Here is a 15,686-nt window from a genome sequence, read left to right as displayed (position 1 = left end):
CCGTCCCGGTAGCTGTTTGCCCGAACGTGGTCTTGCTCGCACGCGCACACGACAGAGCGGGCCGCTCCCGCCAAAGGGGAGCGGCCCGCTCTCACTACTCACGTGAGCAGAGTCAGTCCTTGGCCTCCGCCAGCAGCTTCTGGAGCCGGCTCACGCCCTCCACCAGGTCCTCGTCGCCCAGCGCGTACGACAGCCGCAGATACCCGGGCGTACCGAAGGCCTCACCGGGCACCACCGCGACCTCGGCCTCCTCCAGGATCAGCGCGGCCAGCTCGACCGTGTCCTGCGGCCGGCGCCCCCGGATCTCCTTGCCGACCAGCGCCTTCACCGAGGGGTAGGCGTAGAACGCGCCCTCCGGCTCCGGGCACACCACACCGTCGATCTCGTTCAGCATCCGCACGATCGTCTTGCGGCGCCGGTCGAACGCCTCACGCATCTTCGCGACGGCGTCCAGGTCGCCGGAGACGGCGGCCAGCGCGGCGGCCTGCGCGACGTTCGACACGTTCGACGTGGCGTGCGACTGCAGGTTCGTCGCCGCCTTGACCACGTCCTTCGGGCCGATGATCCACCCGACCCGCCAGCCGGTCATCGCGTACGTCTTCGCGACACCGTTCACCACGACGCACTTGTCGCGCAGCTCCGGCAGCACCGCCGGCAGCGACACGGCGGAGGCGTCGCCGTAGACCAGGTGCTCGTAGATCTCGTCGGTCATGACCCACAGGCCGTGCTCGACGATCCAGCGGCCGATCGCCTCGGTCTCCTGCTCGCTGTAGACCGCGCCGGTCGGGTTCGACGGAGAGACGAACAGGACGACCTTCGTCTTCTCCGTACGGGCCGCCTCGAGCTGCTCGACGGTCACCCGGTAGCCGGTCGTCTCGTCGGCGACGACCTCCACCGGGACACCCCCGGCCAGCCGAATCGACTCCGGGTACGTCGTCCAGTACGGCGCGGGCACGATGACCTCGTCGCCCGGGTCCAGGATCGCGGCGAAGGCCTCGTAGATGGCCTGCTTGCCGCCGTTGGTGACCAGGATCTGCGAGACGTCGACCTCGTAGCCCGAGTCGCGCAGGGTCTTCGCGGCGATCGCGGCCTTCAGCTCGGGGAGGCCGCCGGCCGGCGTGTAGCGGTGGAACTTCGGGTTCTTGCAGGCCTCGATCGCGGCCTCGACGATGTAGTCCGGCGTCGGGAAGTCGGGCTCACCGGCGCCGAAGCCGATCACCGGCCGCCCTGCGGCCTTGAGGGCCTTGGCCTTGGCGTCCACGGCGAGGGTGGCGGACTCGGAGATCGCGCCGACTCGGGCGGAGACCCGGCGCTCGGTGGGAGGGGTTGCAGCGCTCATGGCCCCATCGTTTCAGACCGGAAACGCACGCGGCACGGGGGTTTCACAGACTGAACAACGTCGGGCAAATCCCAGAACAACAGTCCGGATCGCCCGCCCGACCTGGACGATCTTCAGGTGAAATCCCGGCTCCCGCCTCCCGCCCACCCGACGATCTCCGGCCAACGAGCCCTCCCCGCGAGCCGTATCTGTTCGACGACCGGGCGCAGAGCACGTACACTCTCACCTCGTTGGCCATCAGCGGCCCGCGCCCATTCGGTGCACACCAAGCATCCGGACGGATGCGGTACGTTGGGGGACACACAAAGGGTCGTAGCTCAATTGGTAGAGCACTGGTCTCCAAAACCAGCGGTTGGGGGTTCAAGTCCCTCCGGCCCTGCTACACACACCTTCGCCAGGATGTGTGCGCATGTACGTACAGCAATGCACCGCCGTGCGGCTCAGACCGGGCGCGGCACGGCCACGACCCGGAATCAGGTGAGGACGAGTGACGGACGCCGTGGGCTCCATCGACATGCCTGATGCCCAGGACGAGGCGCCGGAGTCCAAGAAGACCCGCAAGGGCGGCAAGCGCGGCAAGAAGGGCCCGCTGAAGCGTCTTGCCCTCTTCTACCGCCAGATCATCGCGGAGCTGCGGAAGGTCGTCTGGCCGACCCGCAACCAGCTGACGACGTACACGACCGTAGTGATCATCTTCGTCGTCATCATGATCGGCCTGGTCACCGTGATTGACTATGGTCTCAGCCACGCCGCCAAGTACGTGTTCGGCTGAGCAGCCAGCGAAGAGCGCCGAGGTACCCGGCGCTCCTTTCGCATGTTCCACCCCTATGTATCCAGGAAGAAGCAGCCACCGTGTCTGACCCGAACGTGAACGACGCCATCGAGCCTGTCGAGTCCGTCGAGGACGAGCTCGACGCCGTCGAGGGCACGGACAGCGAGGACACCGACGCCTCCGCCGAGGTCGAGGCTGCCGACGCCGCCGCGGACGACGCCCCCGAGGCGGAGACCGAGACCGGCGAAGAGGCCGCGGACGAGCCCGAGGAAGAGGTCGAGGACGACCGCGACCCGATCGAGAAGCTCCGCGAGGAACTGCGCGGCCTGCCCGGTGAGTGGTACGTCATCCACACCTACGCGGGCTACGAGAAGCGCGTGAAGGCCAACCTGGAGCAGCGCGCCGTCTCGCTGAACGTCGAGGACTTCATCTACCAGGCCGAGGTGCCCGAGGAAGAGATCGTCCAGATCAAGAACGGCGAGCGGAAGAACATCAAGCAGAACAAGCTCCCGGGCTACGTCCTGGTCCGCATGGACCTGACGAACGAGTCCTGGGGCGTCGTCCGCAACACCCCCGGTGTCACCGGCTTCGTGGGCAACGCCTACGACCCGTACCCGCTGACGCTGGACGAGATCGTCAAGATGCTCGCCCCCGAGGCCGAGGAGAAGGCCGCCCGCGAGGCCGCCGAGTCCGAGGGCAAGCCGGCTCCGCAGCGCAAGGTCGAGGTCCAGGTGCTGGACTTCGAGGTCGGCGACTCGGTCACCGTCACCGACGGCCCGTTCGCCACGCTGCAGGCGACCATCAACGAGATCAACCCGGACTCGAAGAAGGTCAAGGGGCTCGTGGAGATCTTCGGTCGTGAGACCCCGGTCGAGCTGAGCTTCGATCAGATCCAGAAGAACTGACTCTTCTGCGACAGAGCCACCGGCCAGGTCAGACGGGCTCACAGCCTGTCTGACCTGCTCGGTTTTTAGACGCGCGAGCCTAGCCGTTAGGGTTGTGCGGTTGCCTTCGGGCACTCGGAAATCGACGAAGAAACGGGAGAGGACCCGAAATGCCTCCCAAGAAGAAGAAGGTCACGGGGCTCATCAAGCTCCAGATCCAGGCCGGTGCGGCCAACCCGGCTCCGCCGGTCGGCCCCGCGCTGGGTCAGCACGGCGTGAACATCATGGAGTTCTGCAAGGCCTACAACGCCGCGACCGAGTCGCAGCGTGGCTGGGTCATCCCGGTGGAGATCACGGTCTACGAGGACCGTTCCTTCACCTTCATCACCAAGACCCCGCCGGCCGCCAAGATGATCCTCAAGGCCGCGGGCATCGAGAAGGGCTCCGGCGAGCCGCACAAGACCAAGGTCGCGAAGATCACGCGTGACCAGGTCCGTGAGATCGCCACGACCAAGATGCCCGACCTCAACGCCAACGACCTGGACGCCGCCGAGAAGATCATCGCCGGCACCGCCCGTTCCATGGGCGTCACGGTCGAGGGCTGAGCCCCAACCTCCATCAGCAGAAGTGGCAGGGCCTGCTCGGCCCGGACCACGACTCCTAAGAACCCACAGGAGCAGCAGTGAGCAAGCGCAGCAAGTCCCTTCGCGCTGCGGACGCCAAGGTCGACCGGGAGAAGCTCTACGCCCCGCTCGAGGCCGTCCGTCTCGCCAAGGAGACCTCCACGACCAAGTTCGACGGCACCGTCGAGGTCGCCTTCCGTCTGGGTGTCGACCCGCGCAAGGCCGACCAGATGGTCCGTGGCACCGTGAACCTCCCGCACGGCACCGGTAAGACCGCCCGGGTCCTGGTCTTCGCGACCGGCGACCGTGCCGAGGCCGCGCGTGCCGCGGGCGCCGACATCGTCGGCGCCGACGAGCTGATCGACGAGGTGTCGAAGGGCCGCCTGGACTTCGACGCCGTCGTCGCCACCCCGGACCTCATGGGCAAGGTCGGCCGCCTCGGCCGCGTGCTCGGTCCGCGTGGTCTGATGCCGAACCCGAAGACCGGCACCGTCACCCCCGACACCGCCAAGGCCGTCACCGAGATCAAGGGCGGCAAGATCGAGTTCCGCGTCGACAAGCACTCGAACCTGCACTTCATCATCGGCAAGACGTCGTTCGACGACACCAAGCTGGTGGAGAACTACGGTGCGGCCCTGGAGGAGATCCTCCGTCTGAAGCCGTCCGCCGCCAAGGGCCGCTACATCAAGAAGGCCGCGGTCAGCACCACCATGGGCCCCGGCATCCCGGTCGACCCGAACCGCACCCGCAACCTCCTCGTCGAGGAGGACCCGGCGGCGGTCTGAGCCTCCAGGCTCACCCAACCGGTCACGGGCCCCGCACCTCTCACAGGTGCGGGGCCCGTTCCCTTTTCCGGTACGTACGCCGGTGGCCTGGGTTAACGTGCGGGCACGGGATACGAACGGGGGACGTATGCAGGGCACGACCATGCGCCGTGCGGGACTGGCGCTCGCGGTGGCGACCGCGCTGACGGCACTGGCCGCCTGTACCTCCCCGGAGTCCTCCGACCGCCCCGGCGAGGAGCAGCGCGCCTCCCGCGGCAGGTCCCTGACGGCCCTGCGCGCCGCCGAGCGCGCCACCGAGCGGGCCCGGTCCGCCCGGGTCGAGTCGACGATGACCATGGGCGAGCTGATGTCCATGACCGCCGACGGCATCCTCGCCTGGGGCGATGGCATCACGGGCACCATGACCATCAGGTACACCGGCGGCACCCTCGCCGACACCCTGCGCGGGCTCGGCACCACCTCGATGGAGGCGCGCTACCTGCCGGACGCCTACTACGCGCGGATGGGCGAGGAGTTCGCCGCGCGGGCCGGTGGCAAACGCTGGATCCGGTACGCGTACGACGACCTCAGGGCCCTCGCCGGCGGTTCCGGCGCCCACCTCGGCGACCAGATGCGCCGCACCACCCCCAACCAGTCCGTGCGGCTGCTGCTGGCCTGCGAGGACGTCAGGAAGGCCGGCGAGGAGACCGTGCGCGGCCGGACCGCCGCGCACTACTCCGGCACCGTCGCCACCGCCGACGTCACCGACCCCGCCCTGAAGAAGCGGCTCACCGAGGCCGGCGTCACCGCCGAGACCGTCGACATCTGGATCGACGAGCGGAACCTGCTGGTCAAGAAGGTGGAGAAGGCGGAGATGACGGCGGGCCGGATGACCCAGACCGCGCACTACGGTGACTACGGCGCACGAGCCCGGGCCGAGCGGCCCCCGTTGTCCGACACGGCGGACTTCGAGGAGCTGGTGGGCAAGCATGCCGGTACGCCCTGAGGCCGCCGTCAATCCGGATAGATCACTTGTGCCCGTCTGGGATAGGCTCACGACCTTGCTGTGAAGGCAACACCTGTATTCCTTGGGGGGAATCGATGAGGACGTCCATACCCGCCGCCGGTCTCGGCGCTCTGCTGCTCGCCGCCGGCGCGGTCTCCTGCGGGGCCGACAAGTCGCCGGAGATGACACCCGCGGCCGCCGTCGCCAAGGCGGCGAAGAACACGGAGGACATCACGTCCCTCCACTACCGCCTGAGCGGCACGGCGCCGGGGGAGGGCCGCGTCAAGGGTGAGGCCTCCATGCGCCTGAAGCCCTCGGTGGCCATGAGCATGAAGATGACGGCGCCCGACAAGGGAGCCACCGAGGCCGTGGAGATCCGTCTCGTCGACAAGGCCATGTACATCGGCGGAGCCGACATGGCCAAGCAGATGGACGGCAAGAGCTGGATGAAGTTCGACCTGTCCAAGACCAAGGCCGGCAAGGACCTCGACCAGATGGGGACCACGAGCCAGGCCGAGCAGAACCCGGCGGCGGAGTCCGGCTTCCTCGCCGGGGCCAAGGACGTGAAGGAAGTCGGCTCCGAGAAGGTCGACGGCGTCGAGACGACCCACTACACGGGCACGGTCACGCTCAAGGACCTCCGCGCGTCCCTCAAGGACGAGAAGGCGGCCGTCCGCGAGCAGCGCGAGAAGAGCATCAAGCAGTACGAGAAGCTCGGCGTCGACAAGCTCACCATGGACATGTGGGTCGACGGCGATGACCACACCAAGCAGTTCCGCATGAAGGGCGACGCCGACAAGGGTCCGCTCGACATGACCATCACCTTCCTCGACTACAACAAGCCGGTGAACGTCGAGGCCCCGCCGGCCAAGGACGTCGCGGACCTGGCCGACATGTTCAAGGGACTGGACGCGAGCTGATCTCCGGTACGGGCGGATTTGCTTGACAGCGACCCGTTCCCGTACCCTCCTACAGAAGCCAAAGACCGCTGGTCGTTACCGCGCGCTCCGACGAGGGCGCGGTGGCCGAAGGATCCGCTGAACGGCGGACGGCCCGCGCAGGTGACACAGGAGAAGCTCCCGGATTCCGCGCCCCGTGCGGGTGTGAAACCGGTCGAGCTACGCCCCGTGCGCTTGCGCCGGGGCGTTTCGTTTTCCCCAGTCCTCCTTCGGGTCCGCGCGGTCCGAATCACCCGGAAGGAGGCCGAGGCTCATGGCGAGGCCTGACAAGGTCGATGCCGTCGTGGAGATGCGGGACAAGTTCCGCAACTCCAACGGCGCCGTCATCACCGCGTACACCGGTCTCACCGTGGCGCAGCTTCAGCAGCTGCGTCGTTCACTCGGTGAGAACGCTCAGTACCGTGTGGCGAAGAACACGCTGACCAAGATTGCGGCCAACGAGGCCGGGATCAACACGATCGACGATCTCTTCACGGGTTCGTCGGCCGTCGCCTTCGTGACCGGTGACCCGGTCGAGGCGGCAAAGGGTCTCCGTGACTTCGCCAAGGACAACCCCAACCTGGTCATCAAGGGCGGCGTCCTTGACGGCAAGGCGTTGTCCGCGGACGAAATCAAGAAGCTTGCGGACCTCGAGTCCCGCGAGGTTCTGCTCTCCAAGCTGGCCGGTGCCATGAAGGGCAAGCAGTCGCAGGCTGCCTCTGTCTTCCAGGCGCTGCCGTCGAAGCTCGTCCGCACCGTGGACGCGCTCCGTGCCAAGCAGGACGAGCAGGGCGGTGCCGAGTAACTCGGCTCGCATCCCGGCCCCCGCTGCCTGAACGCGGAGGCCGTCGCGGGCCAGTAGTACGCCCGCCTCACATGTACATCCGGCACCTGCCGATTTAGTGGAAGGACCGCCATCATGGCGAAGCTCAGCCAGGACGACCTGCTCGCGCAGTTCGAGGAGATGACCCTCATCGAGCTCTCCGAGTTCGTGAAGGCCTTCGAGGAGAAGTTCGACGTCACCGCCGCCGCTGCCGCGCCGGTCGTCGTCGCCGGTGGTGCCGCTGGTGGCGCCGCTGCCGAGGCCGCTGAGGAGAAGGACGAGTTCGACGTCATCCTCACCGGTGCCGGCGACAAGAAGATCCAGGTCATCAAGGTCGTGCGTGAGCTGACCTCCCTCGGCCTGAAGGAGGCCAAGGACCTGGTCGACGGTGCGCCGAAGCCGGTTCTGGAGAAGGTCAACAAGGAGGCCGCCGACAAGGCCAAGGAGTCCCTCGAGGGCGCCGGTGCCTCCGTCGAGGTCAAGTAAGACCTCCCGGATCCGCCAGGATCCACCACACGTCCCGCAGGGCGTGTAACGCGCAAGCGCTGGGGAGCGATCATCCATCCGGGTGGTCGCTCTTCGGCGTTCCGGGGGTCCGGCCACGGTTGCCTTGCACCCTCTGAGGCGGGGGGTATGGTGATCTTCGTCGTGTCTCTGGGTGGCCCCCGGTTCGGGCAGGGGGGCCTTGACGAACCGCACGCAGCGCGCAATTCTCAGGACGCGTCGTCACAAGGATCCGATTCCGAGGCATGGATCGGCGGCGAAGAGGGCAGTATCAACGTGCGTTGAGGGCAGGGCCTTGTCGCAGGAGTGGAACAACGAGGTCAACACGGGTTTCAAAACCCGCACTGGACATCAGTGTGCCGGGTGGCTACACTGACCCTTTGCGCTGCCTGTTAGCTGTCCCCTGCCCGTCACCAGGGGTCTGCCCTCGCCCGAGCATCGACGACAAGATCCGCCCGACCTGGCCTTATCGCCGGATGGACACAGCTTGTCTCCGTGTACGGGAGAGGGGCCGGTACGCGCGTAGTGAGTCCGAGCCCTCGGAAGGACCCCCTCTTGGCCGCCTCGCGCAACGCCTCGACCGCGAATACGAACAACGCCGCCAGCACTGCCCCGCTGCGCATCTCTTTTGCAAAGATCAAGGAGCCTCTCGAGGTTCCGAACCTGCTCGCGCTGCAGACCGAGAGCTTCGACTGGCTGCTCGGTAACACCGCCTGGCAGAGTCGGGTCGAGGAGGCTCTGGACAACGGTCAGGACGTCCCCACCAAGTCCGGGCTCGAGGAGATCTTCGAGGAGATCTCCCCGATCGAGGACTTCAGCGGGTCGATGTCGCTGACCTTCCGCGACCACCGCTTCGAGCCGCCGAAGAACTCGATCGACGAGTGCAAGGAGCGCGACTTCACGTACGCGGCCCCGCTCTTCGTCACCGCCGAGTTCACCAACAACGAGACCGGCGAGATCAAGTCCCAGACCGTCTTCATGGGCGACTTCCCGCTCATGACGAACAAGGGCACCTTCGTCATCAACGGCACCGAGCGTGTCGTGGTGTCGCAGCTGGTCCGTTCGCCCGGCGTCTACTTCGACTCCTCGATCGACAAGATGTCCGACAAGGACATCTTCTCCGCCAAGATCATCCCCTCCCGGGGTGCCTGGCTGGAGATGGAGATCGACAAGCGCGACATGGTCGGTGTCCGCATCGACCGCAAGCGCAAGCAGTCCGTCACCGTCCTGCTCAAGGCGCTCGGCTGGACCACCGAGCAGATCCTCGAGGAGTTCGGCGAGTACGAGTCGATGCGCGCCACCCTGGAGAAGGACCACACCCAGGGCCAGGACGACGCGCTGCTCGACATCTACCGCAAGCTGCGTCCGGGCGAGCCCCCCACGCGTGAGGCCGCGCAGACGCTGCTGGAGAACCTGTACTTCAACCCCAAGCGCTACGACCTGGCCAAGGTCGGCCGCTACAAGGTCAACAAGAAGCTGGGTACGAACACCCCGCTGGACGCCGGGATCCTGACCGTCGAGGACATCATCGCGACGATCAAGTACCTGGTGAAGCTGCACGCCGGCGAGACCGAGACGGTCGGTGACAACGGCACGTCCGTGGTCGTCGAGACCGACGACATCGACCACTTCGGCAACCGCCGCCTGCGCAGCGTCGGCGAGCTCATCCAGAACCAGGTCCGCACGGGTCTGGCGCGTATGGAGCGTGTCGTCCGCGAGCGGATGACGACCCAGGACGTCGAGGCGATCACGCCGCAGACCCTGATCAACATCCGGCCGGTCGTCGCCTCCATCAAGGAGTTCTTCGGCACCAGCCAGCTGTCCCAGTTCATGGACCAGAACAACCCGCTGTCGGGTCTGACGCACAAGCGGCGTCTGTCCGCGCTCGGCCCGGGTGGTCTGTCCCGTGAGCGGGCCGGCTTCGAGGTCCGTGACGTGCACCCGTCGCACTACGGCCGCATGTGCCCGATCGAGACTCCCGAAGGCCCGAACATCGGTCTGATCGGCTCGCTCGCCACCTACGGCCGGGTCAACGCGTTCGGTTTCGTCGAGACCCCGTACCGCAAGGTGTTCGAGGGCCAGGTCACCGACCAGGTCGACTACCTCACGGCCGACGAGGAGGACCGCTTCGTCATCGCGCAGGCCAACGCGCCGCTGACGGACGACCTCCGCTTCGCCGAGGCCCGCGTGCTCGTCCGCCGCAAGGGCGGCGAGGTCGACTACGTCGGCGGCGAGGACGTGGACTACATGGACGTCTCGCCGCGCCAGATGGTGTCGGTCGCGACCGCCATGATCCCCTTCCTCGAGCACGACGACGCCAACCGTGCCCTCATGGGCGCGAACATGATGCGTCAGGCCGTGCCGCTGATTAAGTCCGAGTCCCCGCTCGTCGGCACCGGCATGGAGTACCGCTCCGCGGTCGACGCCGGCGACGTGGTCAAGGCCGAGAAGCCCGGTGTGGTCCAGGAGGTCTCCGCGGACTACATCACCACCGCCAACGACGACGGCACGTACATCACGTACCGCCTGGCCAAGTTCGCCCGCTCCAACCAGGGCACCTCGGTCAACCAGAAGGTCATCGTCAGCGAGGGCGACCGGATCATCGAGGGCCAGGTCCTGGCCGACGGCCCGGCCACCCAGAACGGCGAGATGGCGCTGGGCAAGAACCTGCTCGTGGCGTTCATGCCGTGGGAGGGTCACAACTACGAGGACGCGATCATCCTGTCGCAGCGCCTCGTGCAGGACGACGTCCTCTCCTCGATCCACATCGAGGAGCACGAGGTCGACGCCCGTGACACCAAGCTCGGCCCCGAGGAGATCACCCGGGACATCCCGAACGTCTCCGAGGAGGTCCTCGCCGACCTCGACGAGCGCGGCATCATCCGCATCGGTGCCGAGGTCATCGCCGGTGACATCCTCGTCGGCAAGGTCACGCCCAAGGGTGAGACCGAGCTGACGCCCGAGGAGCGCCTGCTGCGCGCGATCTTCGGTGAGAAGGCCCGTGAGGTCCGTGACACCTCGCTGAAGGTGCCGCACGGCGAGACCGGCAAGGTCATCGGCGTCCGCGTCTTCGACCGCGAGGAGGGCGACGAGCTTCCCCCCGGTGTGAACCAGCTGGTGCGCGTGTACGTGGCGCAGAAGCGCAAGATCACCGACGGTGACAAGCTCGCCGGCCGTCACGGCAACAAGGGCGTCATCTCGAAGATCCTGCCGATCGAGGACATGCCGTTCCTGGAGGACGGCACCCCGGTCGACATCATCCTCAACCCGCTCGGTGTGCCGTCCCGAATGAACCCGGGACAGGTTCTGGAGATCCACCTCGGCTGGCTCGCCAGCCAGGGCTGGGACGTCTCCGGTCTCGCCGACGAGTGGGCCCAGCGTCTGCAGGCCATCGACGCCGACCAGGTCCCGCCGCGGACCAACGTCGCGACGCCGGTCTTCGACGGTGCCCGCGAGGACGAGCTGGCCGGTCTGCTGAACCACACGATCCCGAACCGCGACGGCGAGCGCATGGTGCTCCCGTCCGGCAAGGCCCGGCTGTTCGACGGCCGCTCCGGCGAGCCGTTCCCGGACCCGATCTCGGTCGGGTACATGTACATCCTCAAGCTGCACCACCTGGTCGACGACAAGCTGCACGCCCGGTCGACCGGTCCGTACTCGATGATCACCCAGCAGCCGCTGGGTGGTAAGGCCCAGTTCGGTGGCCAGCGCTTCGGTGAGATGGAGGTGTGGGCGCTGGAGGCTTACGGCGCCGCGTACGCCCTCCAGGAGCTGCTGACCATCAAGTCCGACGACGTCACCGGCCGCGTGAAGGTCTACGAGGCCATCGTCAAGGGCGAGAACATCCCCGAGCCCGGCATCCCCGAGTCCTTCAAGGTGCTCATCAAGGAGATGCAGTCCCTGTGCCTCAACGTGGAGGTGCTGTCCTCGGACGGCATGTCCATCGAGATGCGCGACACCGACGAGGACGTCTTCCGCGCTGCGGAGGAGCTTGGCATCGACCTGTCCCGGCGTGAGCCGAGCAGCGTCGAAGAGGTCTGACGGGAGTCCGGCGGCCTTCGTGACGAAGGCCGCCGGCCCCAGGACCCCCGTATCAGACCCCATGACTTACAACCCTGAGAGGGATTGACGCATAGTGCTCGACGTCAACTTCTTCGACGAGCTCCGGATCGGTCTGGCCACCGCTGACGACATCCGTCAGTGGAGCCACGGCGAGGTCAAGAAGCCCGAGACCATCAACTACCGCACCCTCAAGCCCGAAAAGGACGGACTCTTCTGCGAGAAGATCTTCGGTCCGACCCGGGACTGGGAGTGCTACTGCGGCAAGTACAAGCGCGTCCGCTTCAAGGGCATCATCTGTGAGCGCTGCGGCGTCGAGGTGACCCGCGCCAAGGTGCGCCGTGAGCGGATGGGCCACATCGAGCTGGCCGCGCCCGTCACGCACATCTGGTACTTCAAGGGTGTCCCGAGCCGGCTGGGCTACCTGCTCGACCTGGCTCCCAAGGACCTCGAGAAGGTCATCTACTTCGCGGCGTACATGATCACGTACGTCGACGAGGAGCGCCGCACGCGCGACCTGCCCTCGCTGGAGGCCCACGTCTCCGTCGAGCGCCAGCAGATCGAGCAGCGCCGCGACGCCGACCTGGAGGCCCGCGCCAAGAAGCTCGAGACCGACCTGGCCGAGCTGGAGGCCGAGGGCGCCAAGGCCGACGTGCGCCGCAAGGTGCGCGAGGGTGCCGAGCGTGAGATGAAGCAGCTGCGCGACCGTGCGCAGCGCGAGATCGACCGCCTCGACGAGGTGTGGAACCGCTTCAAGAACCTCAAGGTCCAGGACCTCGAGGGCGACGAGCTGCTCTACCGCGAGCTGCGTGACCGCTTCGGCACGTACTTCGACGGCTCGATGGGTGCCGCGGCGCTGCAGAAGCGCCTGGAGTCCTTCGACCTCGACGAGGAGGCCGAGAAGCTCCGCGAGATCATCCGCACCGGCAAGGGCCAGAAGAAGACCCGCGCGCTCAAGCGCCTGAAGGTCGTCTCCGCGTTCCTGCAGACCAGCAACAGCCCCAAGGGCATGGTGCTGGACTGCGTGCCGGTCATCCCGCCGGACCTCCGCCCGATGGTGCAGCTGGACGGTGGCCGCTTCGCGACCTCCGACCTGAACGACCTGTACCGCCGTGTGATCAACCGGAACAACCGCCTGAAGCGGCTTCTCGACCTCGGTGCGCCCGAGATCATCGTGAACAACGAGAAGCGCATGCTCCAGGAGGCCGTGGACGCGCTGTTCGACAACGGCCGTCGTGGCCGTCCGGTCACCGGTCCCGGTAACCGCCCGCTGAAGTCCCTCAGCGACATGCTGAAGGGTAAGCAGGGCCGCTTCCGTCAGAACCTGCTCGGTAAGCGTGTGGACTACTCCGCGCGTTCCGTGATCGTCGTCGGTCCGCAGCTGAAGCTGCACCAGTGCGGTCTGCCGAAGGCGATGGCGCTGGAGCTCTTCAAGCCGTTCGTGATGAAGCGCCTGGTCGACCTGAACCACGCGCAGAACATCAAGAGCGCCAAGCGCATGGTCGAGCGCGGCCGCACGGTCGTGTACGACGTGCTGGAAGAGGTCATCGCGGAGCACCCGGTTCTGCTGAACCGTGCGCCCACGCTGCACCGCCTCGGCATCCAGGCCTTCGAGCCGCAGCTGGTCGAGGGCAAGGCCATCCAGATCCACCCGCTCGTCTGCACCGCGTTCAACGCGGACTTCGACGGTGACCAGATGGCCGTGCACCTGCCGCTGTCCGCGGAGGCGCAGGCCGAGGCCCGCATCCTGATGCTGTCCTCGAACAACATCCTCAAGCCGGCCGACGGCCGCCCGGTGACGATGCCGACCCAGGACATGGTCCTCGGTCTGTTCTTCCTCACCACCGACGGCGAGATGCGCGAGCTCAAGGGCGAGGGCCGTTCCTTCGCCTCGGTCGCGGAGGCGATCATGGCCTTCGACGCGGGCGAGCTGTCGCTCCAGTCGAAGATCGACGTCCGCTTCCCGGTCGGCACCATCCCGCCGCGTGGCTGGACCCCGCCGGCGCGCGAGGAGGGCGAGCCCGAGTGGCAGCAGGGTGACAGCTTCCGGCTGAACACCACGCTGGGCCGCGCGCTCTTCAACGAGCTGCTGCCCGAGGACTACCCGTTCGTCGACTACGAGGTCGGCAAGAAGCAGCTCTCCGAGATCGTCAACGACCTCGCCGAGCGCTACCCGAAGGTCATCGTGGCGGCGACGCTCGACAACCTGAAGGCGGCCGGCTTCTACTGGGCCACCCGTTCCGGCGTCACCGTCGCCATCTCCGACGTCGTCGTTCCCGAGGCGAAGAAGGAGATCGTCCGCGGCTACGAGGCGCAGGACGAGAAGGTCCAGAAGCAGTACGAGCGCGGTCTGATCACCAAGGACGAGCGCACGCAGGAGCTCATCGCGATCTGGACCAAGGCGACCAACGAGGTCGCCGAGGCGATGAACGACAACTTCCCGAAGACCAACCCGATCTTCATGATGGTGAACTCGGGTGCACGAGGCAACATGATGCAGATGCGTCAGATCGCCGGTATGCGTGGTCTGGTGTCGAACGCGAAGAACGAGACGATCCCGCGTCCGATCAAGGCGTCGTTCCGTGAGGGCCTGTCCGTGCTGGAGTACTTCATCTCCACGCACGGTGCCCGTAAGGGTCTGGCGGACACCGCTCTGCGTACCGCCGACTCGGGTTACCTCACCCGTCGTCTGGTCGACGTCTCCCAGGACGTCATCATCCGCGAGGAGGACTGCGGCACCGAGCGCGGTCTGCGTCTGAAGATCGCCGACCGGACCGAGGCCGGACTGGTCAAGACCGAGGACGTCGAGACGTCCGTGTACGCGCGCTGCCTCGCCGAGGACATCGTGGTCGACGGTCAGGTGCTGGCCCCGGCCGGCACCGACCTGGGCGACGTCCTCATCGAGGAGCTCGTCCAGCGCGGCGTCGAGGAGGTCAAGACCCGCTCGGTCCTGACCTGCGAGTCCGCCGTCGGTACCTGCGCGATGTGCTACGGCCGTTCGCTGGCCACCGGCAAGCTGGTCGACATCGGTGAGGCGGTCGGCATCATCGCCGCCCAGTCCATCGGTGAGCCCGGTACCCAGCTGACGATGCGTACCTTCCACACCGGTGGTGTGGCCGGTGACGACATCACCCAGGGTCTGCCGCGTGTCGTCGAGCTCTTCGAGGCCCGTACCCCGAAGGGTGTCGCCCCGATCTCCGAGGCCCAGGGCCGCGTGCGGATCGAGGAGACCGAGAAGACCAAGAAGATCGTCGTCACCCCGGACGACGGCAGCGACGAGACGGCCTACCCGATCTCGAAGCGCGCCCGGCTCCTGGTCAGCGAGGGCGAGCACGTCCAGGTGGGCCAGAAGCTCACCGTGGGTGCCACCAACCCGCACGACGTGCTGCGCATCCTGGGTCAGCGTGCCGTCCAGGTCCACCTGGTCGGCGAGGTCCAGAAGGTCTACAACTCGCAGGGTGTGTCGATCCACGACAAGCACATCGAGATCATCATCCGGCAGATGCTGCGCCGCGTGACGATCATCGAGTCCGGCGACGCCGAGCTGCTGCCCGGCGAGCTGGTCGAGCGCTCGAAGTTCGAGCACGAGAACCGTCGTGTGGTCCAGGAGGGCGGTCACCCGGCCTCCGGTCGTCCGCAGCTCATGGGTATCACCAAGGCCTCGCTGGCGACGGAATCCTGGCTGTCGGCCGCCTCCTTCCAGGAGACGACCCGAGTCCTGACGGACGCGGCGATCAACGCCAAGTCCGACAGCCTCATCGGCCTCAAGGAGAACGTCATCATCGGTAAGCTCATCCCGGCCGGTACGGGCCTGTCCCGCTACCGCAACATCCGGGTCGAGCCGACCGAGGAGGCCAAGGCCGCGATGTACTCGGCCGTCGGCTACGACGACATCGACTACTCGCCGTTCGGCACGGGCTCCGGCCAGGCCGTTCCGCTGGAGGACTACGACTACGGTCCGTACAACCAGTAAG

11 protein-coding genes and 1 tRNA gene are annotated in these 15,686 nt (G+C 66.9%); 11 read left to right on the top strand and 1 reads right to left on the bottom strand.

Features of this window, described 5'->3' with window-relative positions:
• Positions 1-112 precede the first annotated feature (112 nt).
• On the bottom strand, positions 113-1,339 hold the full coding sequence (locus tag IE212_RS02475; RefSeq protein WP_190195963.1) for a pyridoxal phosphate-dependent aminotransferase: 1,227 nt from the start codon (positions 1,337-1,339) through the stop codon (positions 113-115).
• A 306-nt stretch (positions 1,340-1,645) separates the two neighbouring features.
• Between IE212_RS02475 and IE212_RS02470 the strand changes: the two genes are divergently transcribed.
• The 11 genes from IE212_RS02470 to IE212_RS02420 all read left to right on the top strand — a co-directional run bounded on the left by IE212_RS02470 (position 1,646) and on the right by IE212_RS02420 (position 15,685).
• Positions 1,646-1,718 (top strand) — tRNA-Trp (locus tag IE212_RS02470).
• A gap of 108 nt (positions 1,719-1,826) precedes the next feature.
• Positions 1,827-2,111: a preprotein translocase subunit SecE gene (secE, locus tag IE212_RS02465; protein WP_190195962.1), complete on the top strand. Its 285-nt coding sequence runs from the start codon at positions 1,827-1,829 to the stop codon at positions 2,109-2,111.
• An 80-nt stretch (positions 2,112-2,191) separates the two neighbouring features.
• Positions 2,192-3,016, top strand: a complete 825-nt coding sequence (gene nusG / locus IE212_RS02460) for a transcription termination/antitermination protein NusG (RefSeq protein ID WP_190195961.1) — start codon at positions 2,192-2,194, stop codon at positions 3,014-3,016.
• 149 nt (positions 3,017-3,165) lie between these two features.
• Complete coding sequence (gene rplK, locus IE212_RS02455) at positions 3,166-3,600, top strand: 50S ribosomal protein L11 (protein ID WP_003992325.1); 435 nt, start codon at positions 3,166-3,168, stop codon at positions 3,598-3,600.
• A 77-nt stretch (positions 3,601-3,677) separates the two neighbouring features.
• Complete coding sequence (gene rplA, locus IE212_RS02450; protein WP_190195960.1) at positions 3,678-4,403, top strand: 50S ribosomal protein L1; 726 nt, start codon at positions 3,678-3,680, stop codon at positions 4,401-4,403.
• Between the two features lie 127 nt (positions 4,404-4,530).
• A complete protein-coding gene (locus IE212_RS02445; RefSeq protein WP_190195959.1) occupies positions 4,531-5,388 on the top strand; it encodes an SCO4651 family lipoprotein in 858 nt (285 codons plus the stop codon).
• A 95-nt stretch (positions 5,389-5,483) separates the two neighbouring features.
• A complete protein-coding gene (locus tag IE212_RS02440; RefSeq protein WP_190195958.1) occupies positions 5,484-6,308 on the top strand; it encodes an SCO4651 family lipoprotein in 825 nt (274 codons plus the stop codon).
• Between the two features lie 292 nt (positions 6,309-6,600).
• Positions 6,601-7,131: a 50S ribosomal protein L10 gene (rplJ, locus tag IE212_RS02435; protein WP_190195957.1), complete on the top strand. Its 531-nt coding sequence runs from the start codon at positions 6,601-6,603 to the stop codon at positions 7,129-7,131.
• Between the two features lie 114 nt (positions 7,132-7,245).
• A complete protein-coding gene (gene rplL / locus IE212_RS02430) occupies positions 7,246-7,635 on the top strand; it encodes a 50S ribosomal protein L7/L12 (RefSeq protein ID WP_030233938.1) in 390 nt (129 codons plus the stop codon).
• Positions 7,636-8,208: 573 nt separating this feature from the next.
• On the top strand, positions 8,209-11,694 hold the full coding sequence (gene rpoB, locus IE212_RS02425) for a DNA-directed RNA polymerase subunit beta (protein WP_190195956.1): 3,486 nt from the start codon (positions 8,209-8,211) through the stop codon (positions 11,692-11,694).
• A gap of 94 nt (positions 11,695-11,788) precedes the next feature.
• Entirely contained in the window at positions 11,789-15,685 is a 3,897-nt protein-coding gene (locus IE212_RS02420; protein ID WP_190195955.1) for a DNA-directed RNA polymerase subunit beta', read from the top strand.
• Position 15,686 lies beyond the last annotated feature (1 nt).

This window comes from Streptomyces djakartensis (genome assembly GCF_014651075.1).
Taxonomy (GTDB): domain Bacteria; phylum Actinomycetota; class Actinomycetes; order Streptomycetales; family Streptomycetaceae; genus Streptomyces; species Streptomyces djakartensis.
The sequence above is the reverse complement of the archived record's forward strand: the minus strand, read 5'-3'. Positions and strand labels throughout refer to the sequence as shown.

Coding starts and splice junctions, on each gene's coding strand:
- IE212_RS02475 (WP_190195963.1), bottom strand. CDS start 1,339: ATGAGCGCTGCAACCCCTCCCACCGAGCGCCGGGTCTCCGCCCGAGTC.
- rplK (WP_003992325.1), top strand. CDS start 3,166: ATGCCTCCCAAGAAGAAGAAGGTCACGGGGCTCATCAAGCTCCAGATC.
- IE212_RS02445 (WP_190195959.1), top strand. CDS start 4,531: ATGCAGGGCACGACCATGCGCCGTGCGGGACTGGCGCTCGCGGTGGCG.
- IE212_RS02440 (WP_190195958.1), top strand. CDS start 5,484: ATGAGGACGTCCATACCCGCCGCCGGTCTCGGCGCTCTGCTGCTCGCC.
- rplJ (WP_190195957.1), top strand. CDS start 6,601: ATGGCGAGGCCTGACAAGGTCGATGCCGTCGTGGAGATGCGGGACAAG.
- rplL (WP_030233938.1), top strand. CDS start 7,246: ATGGCGAAGCTCAGCCAGGACGACCTGCTCGCGCAGTTCGAGGAGATG.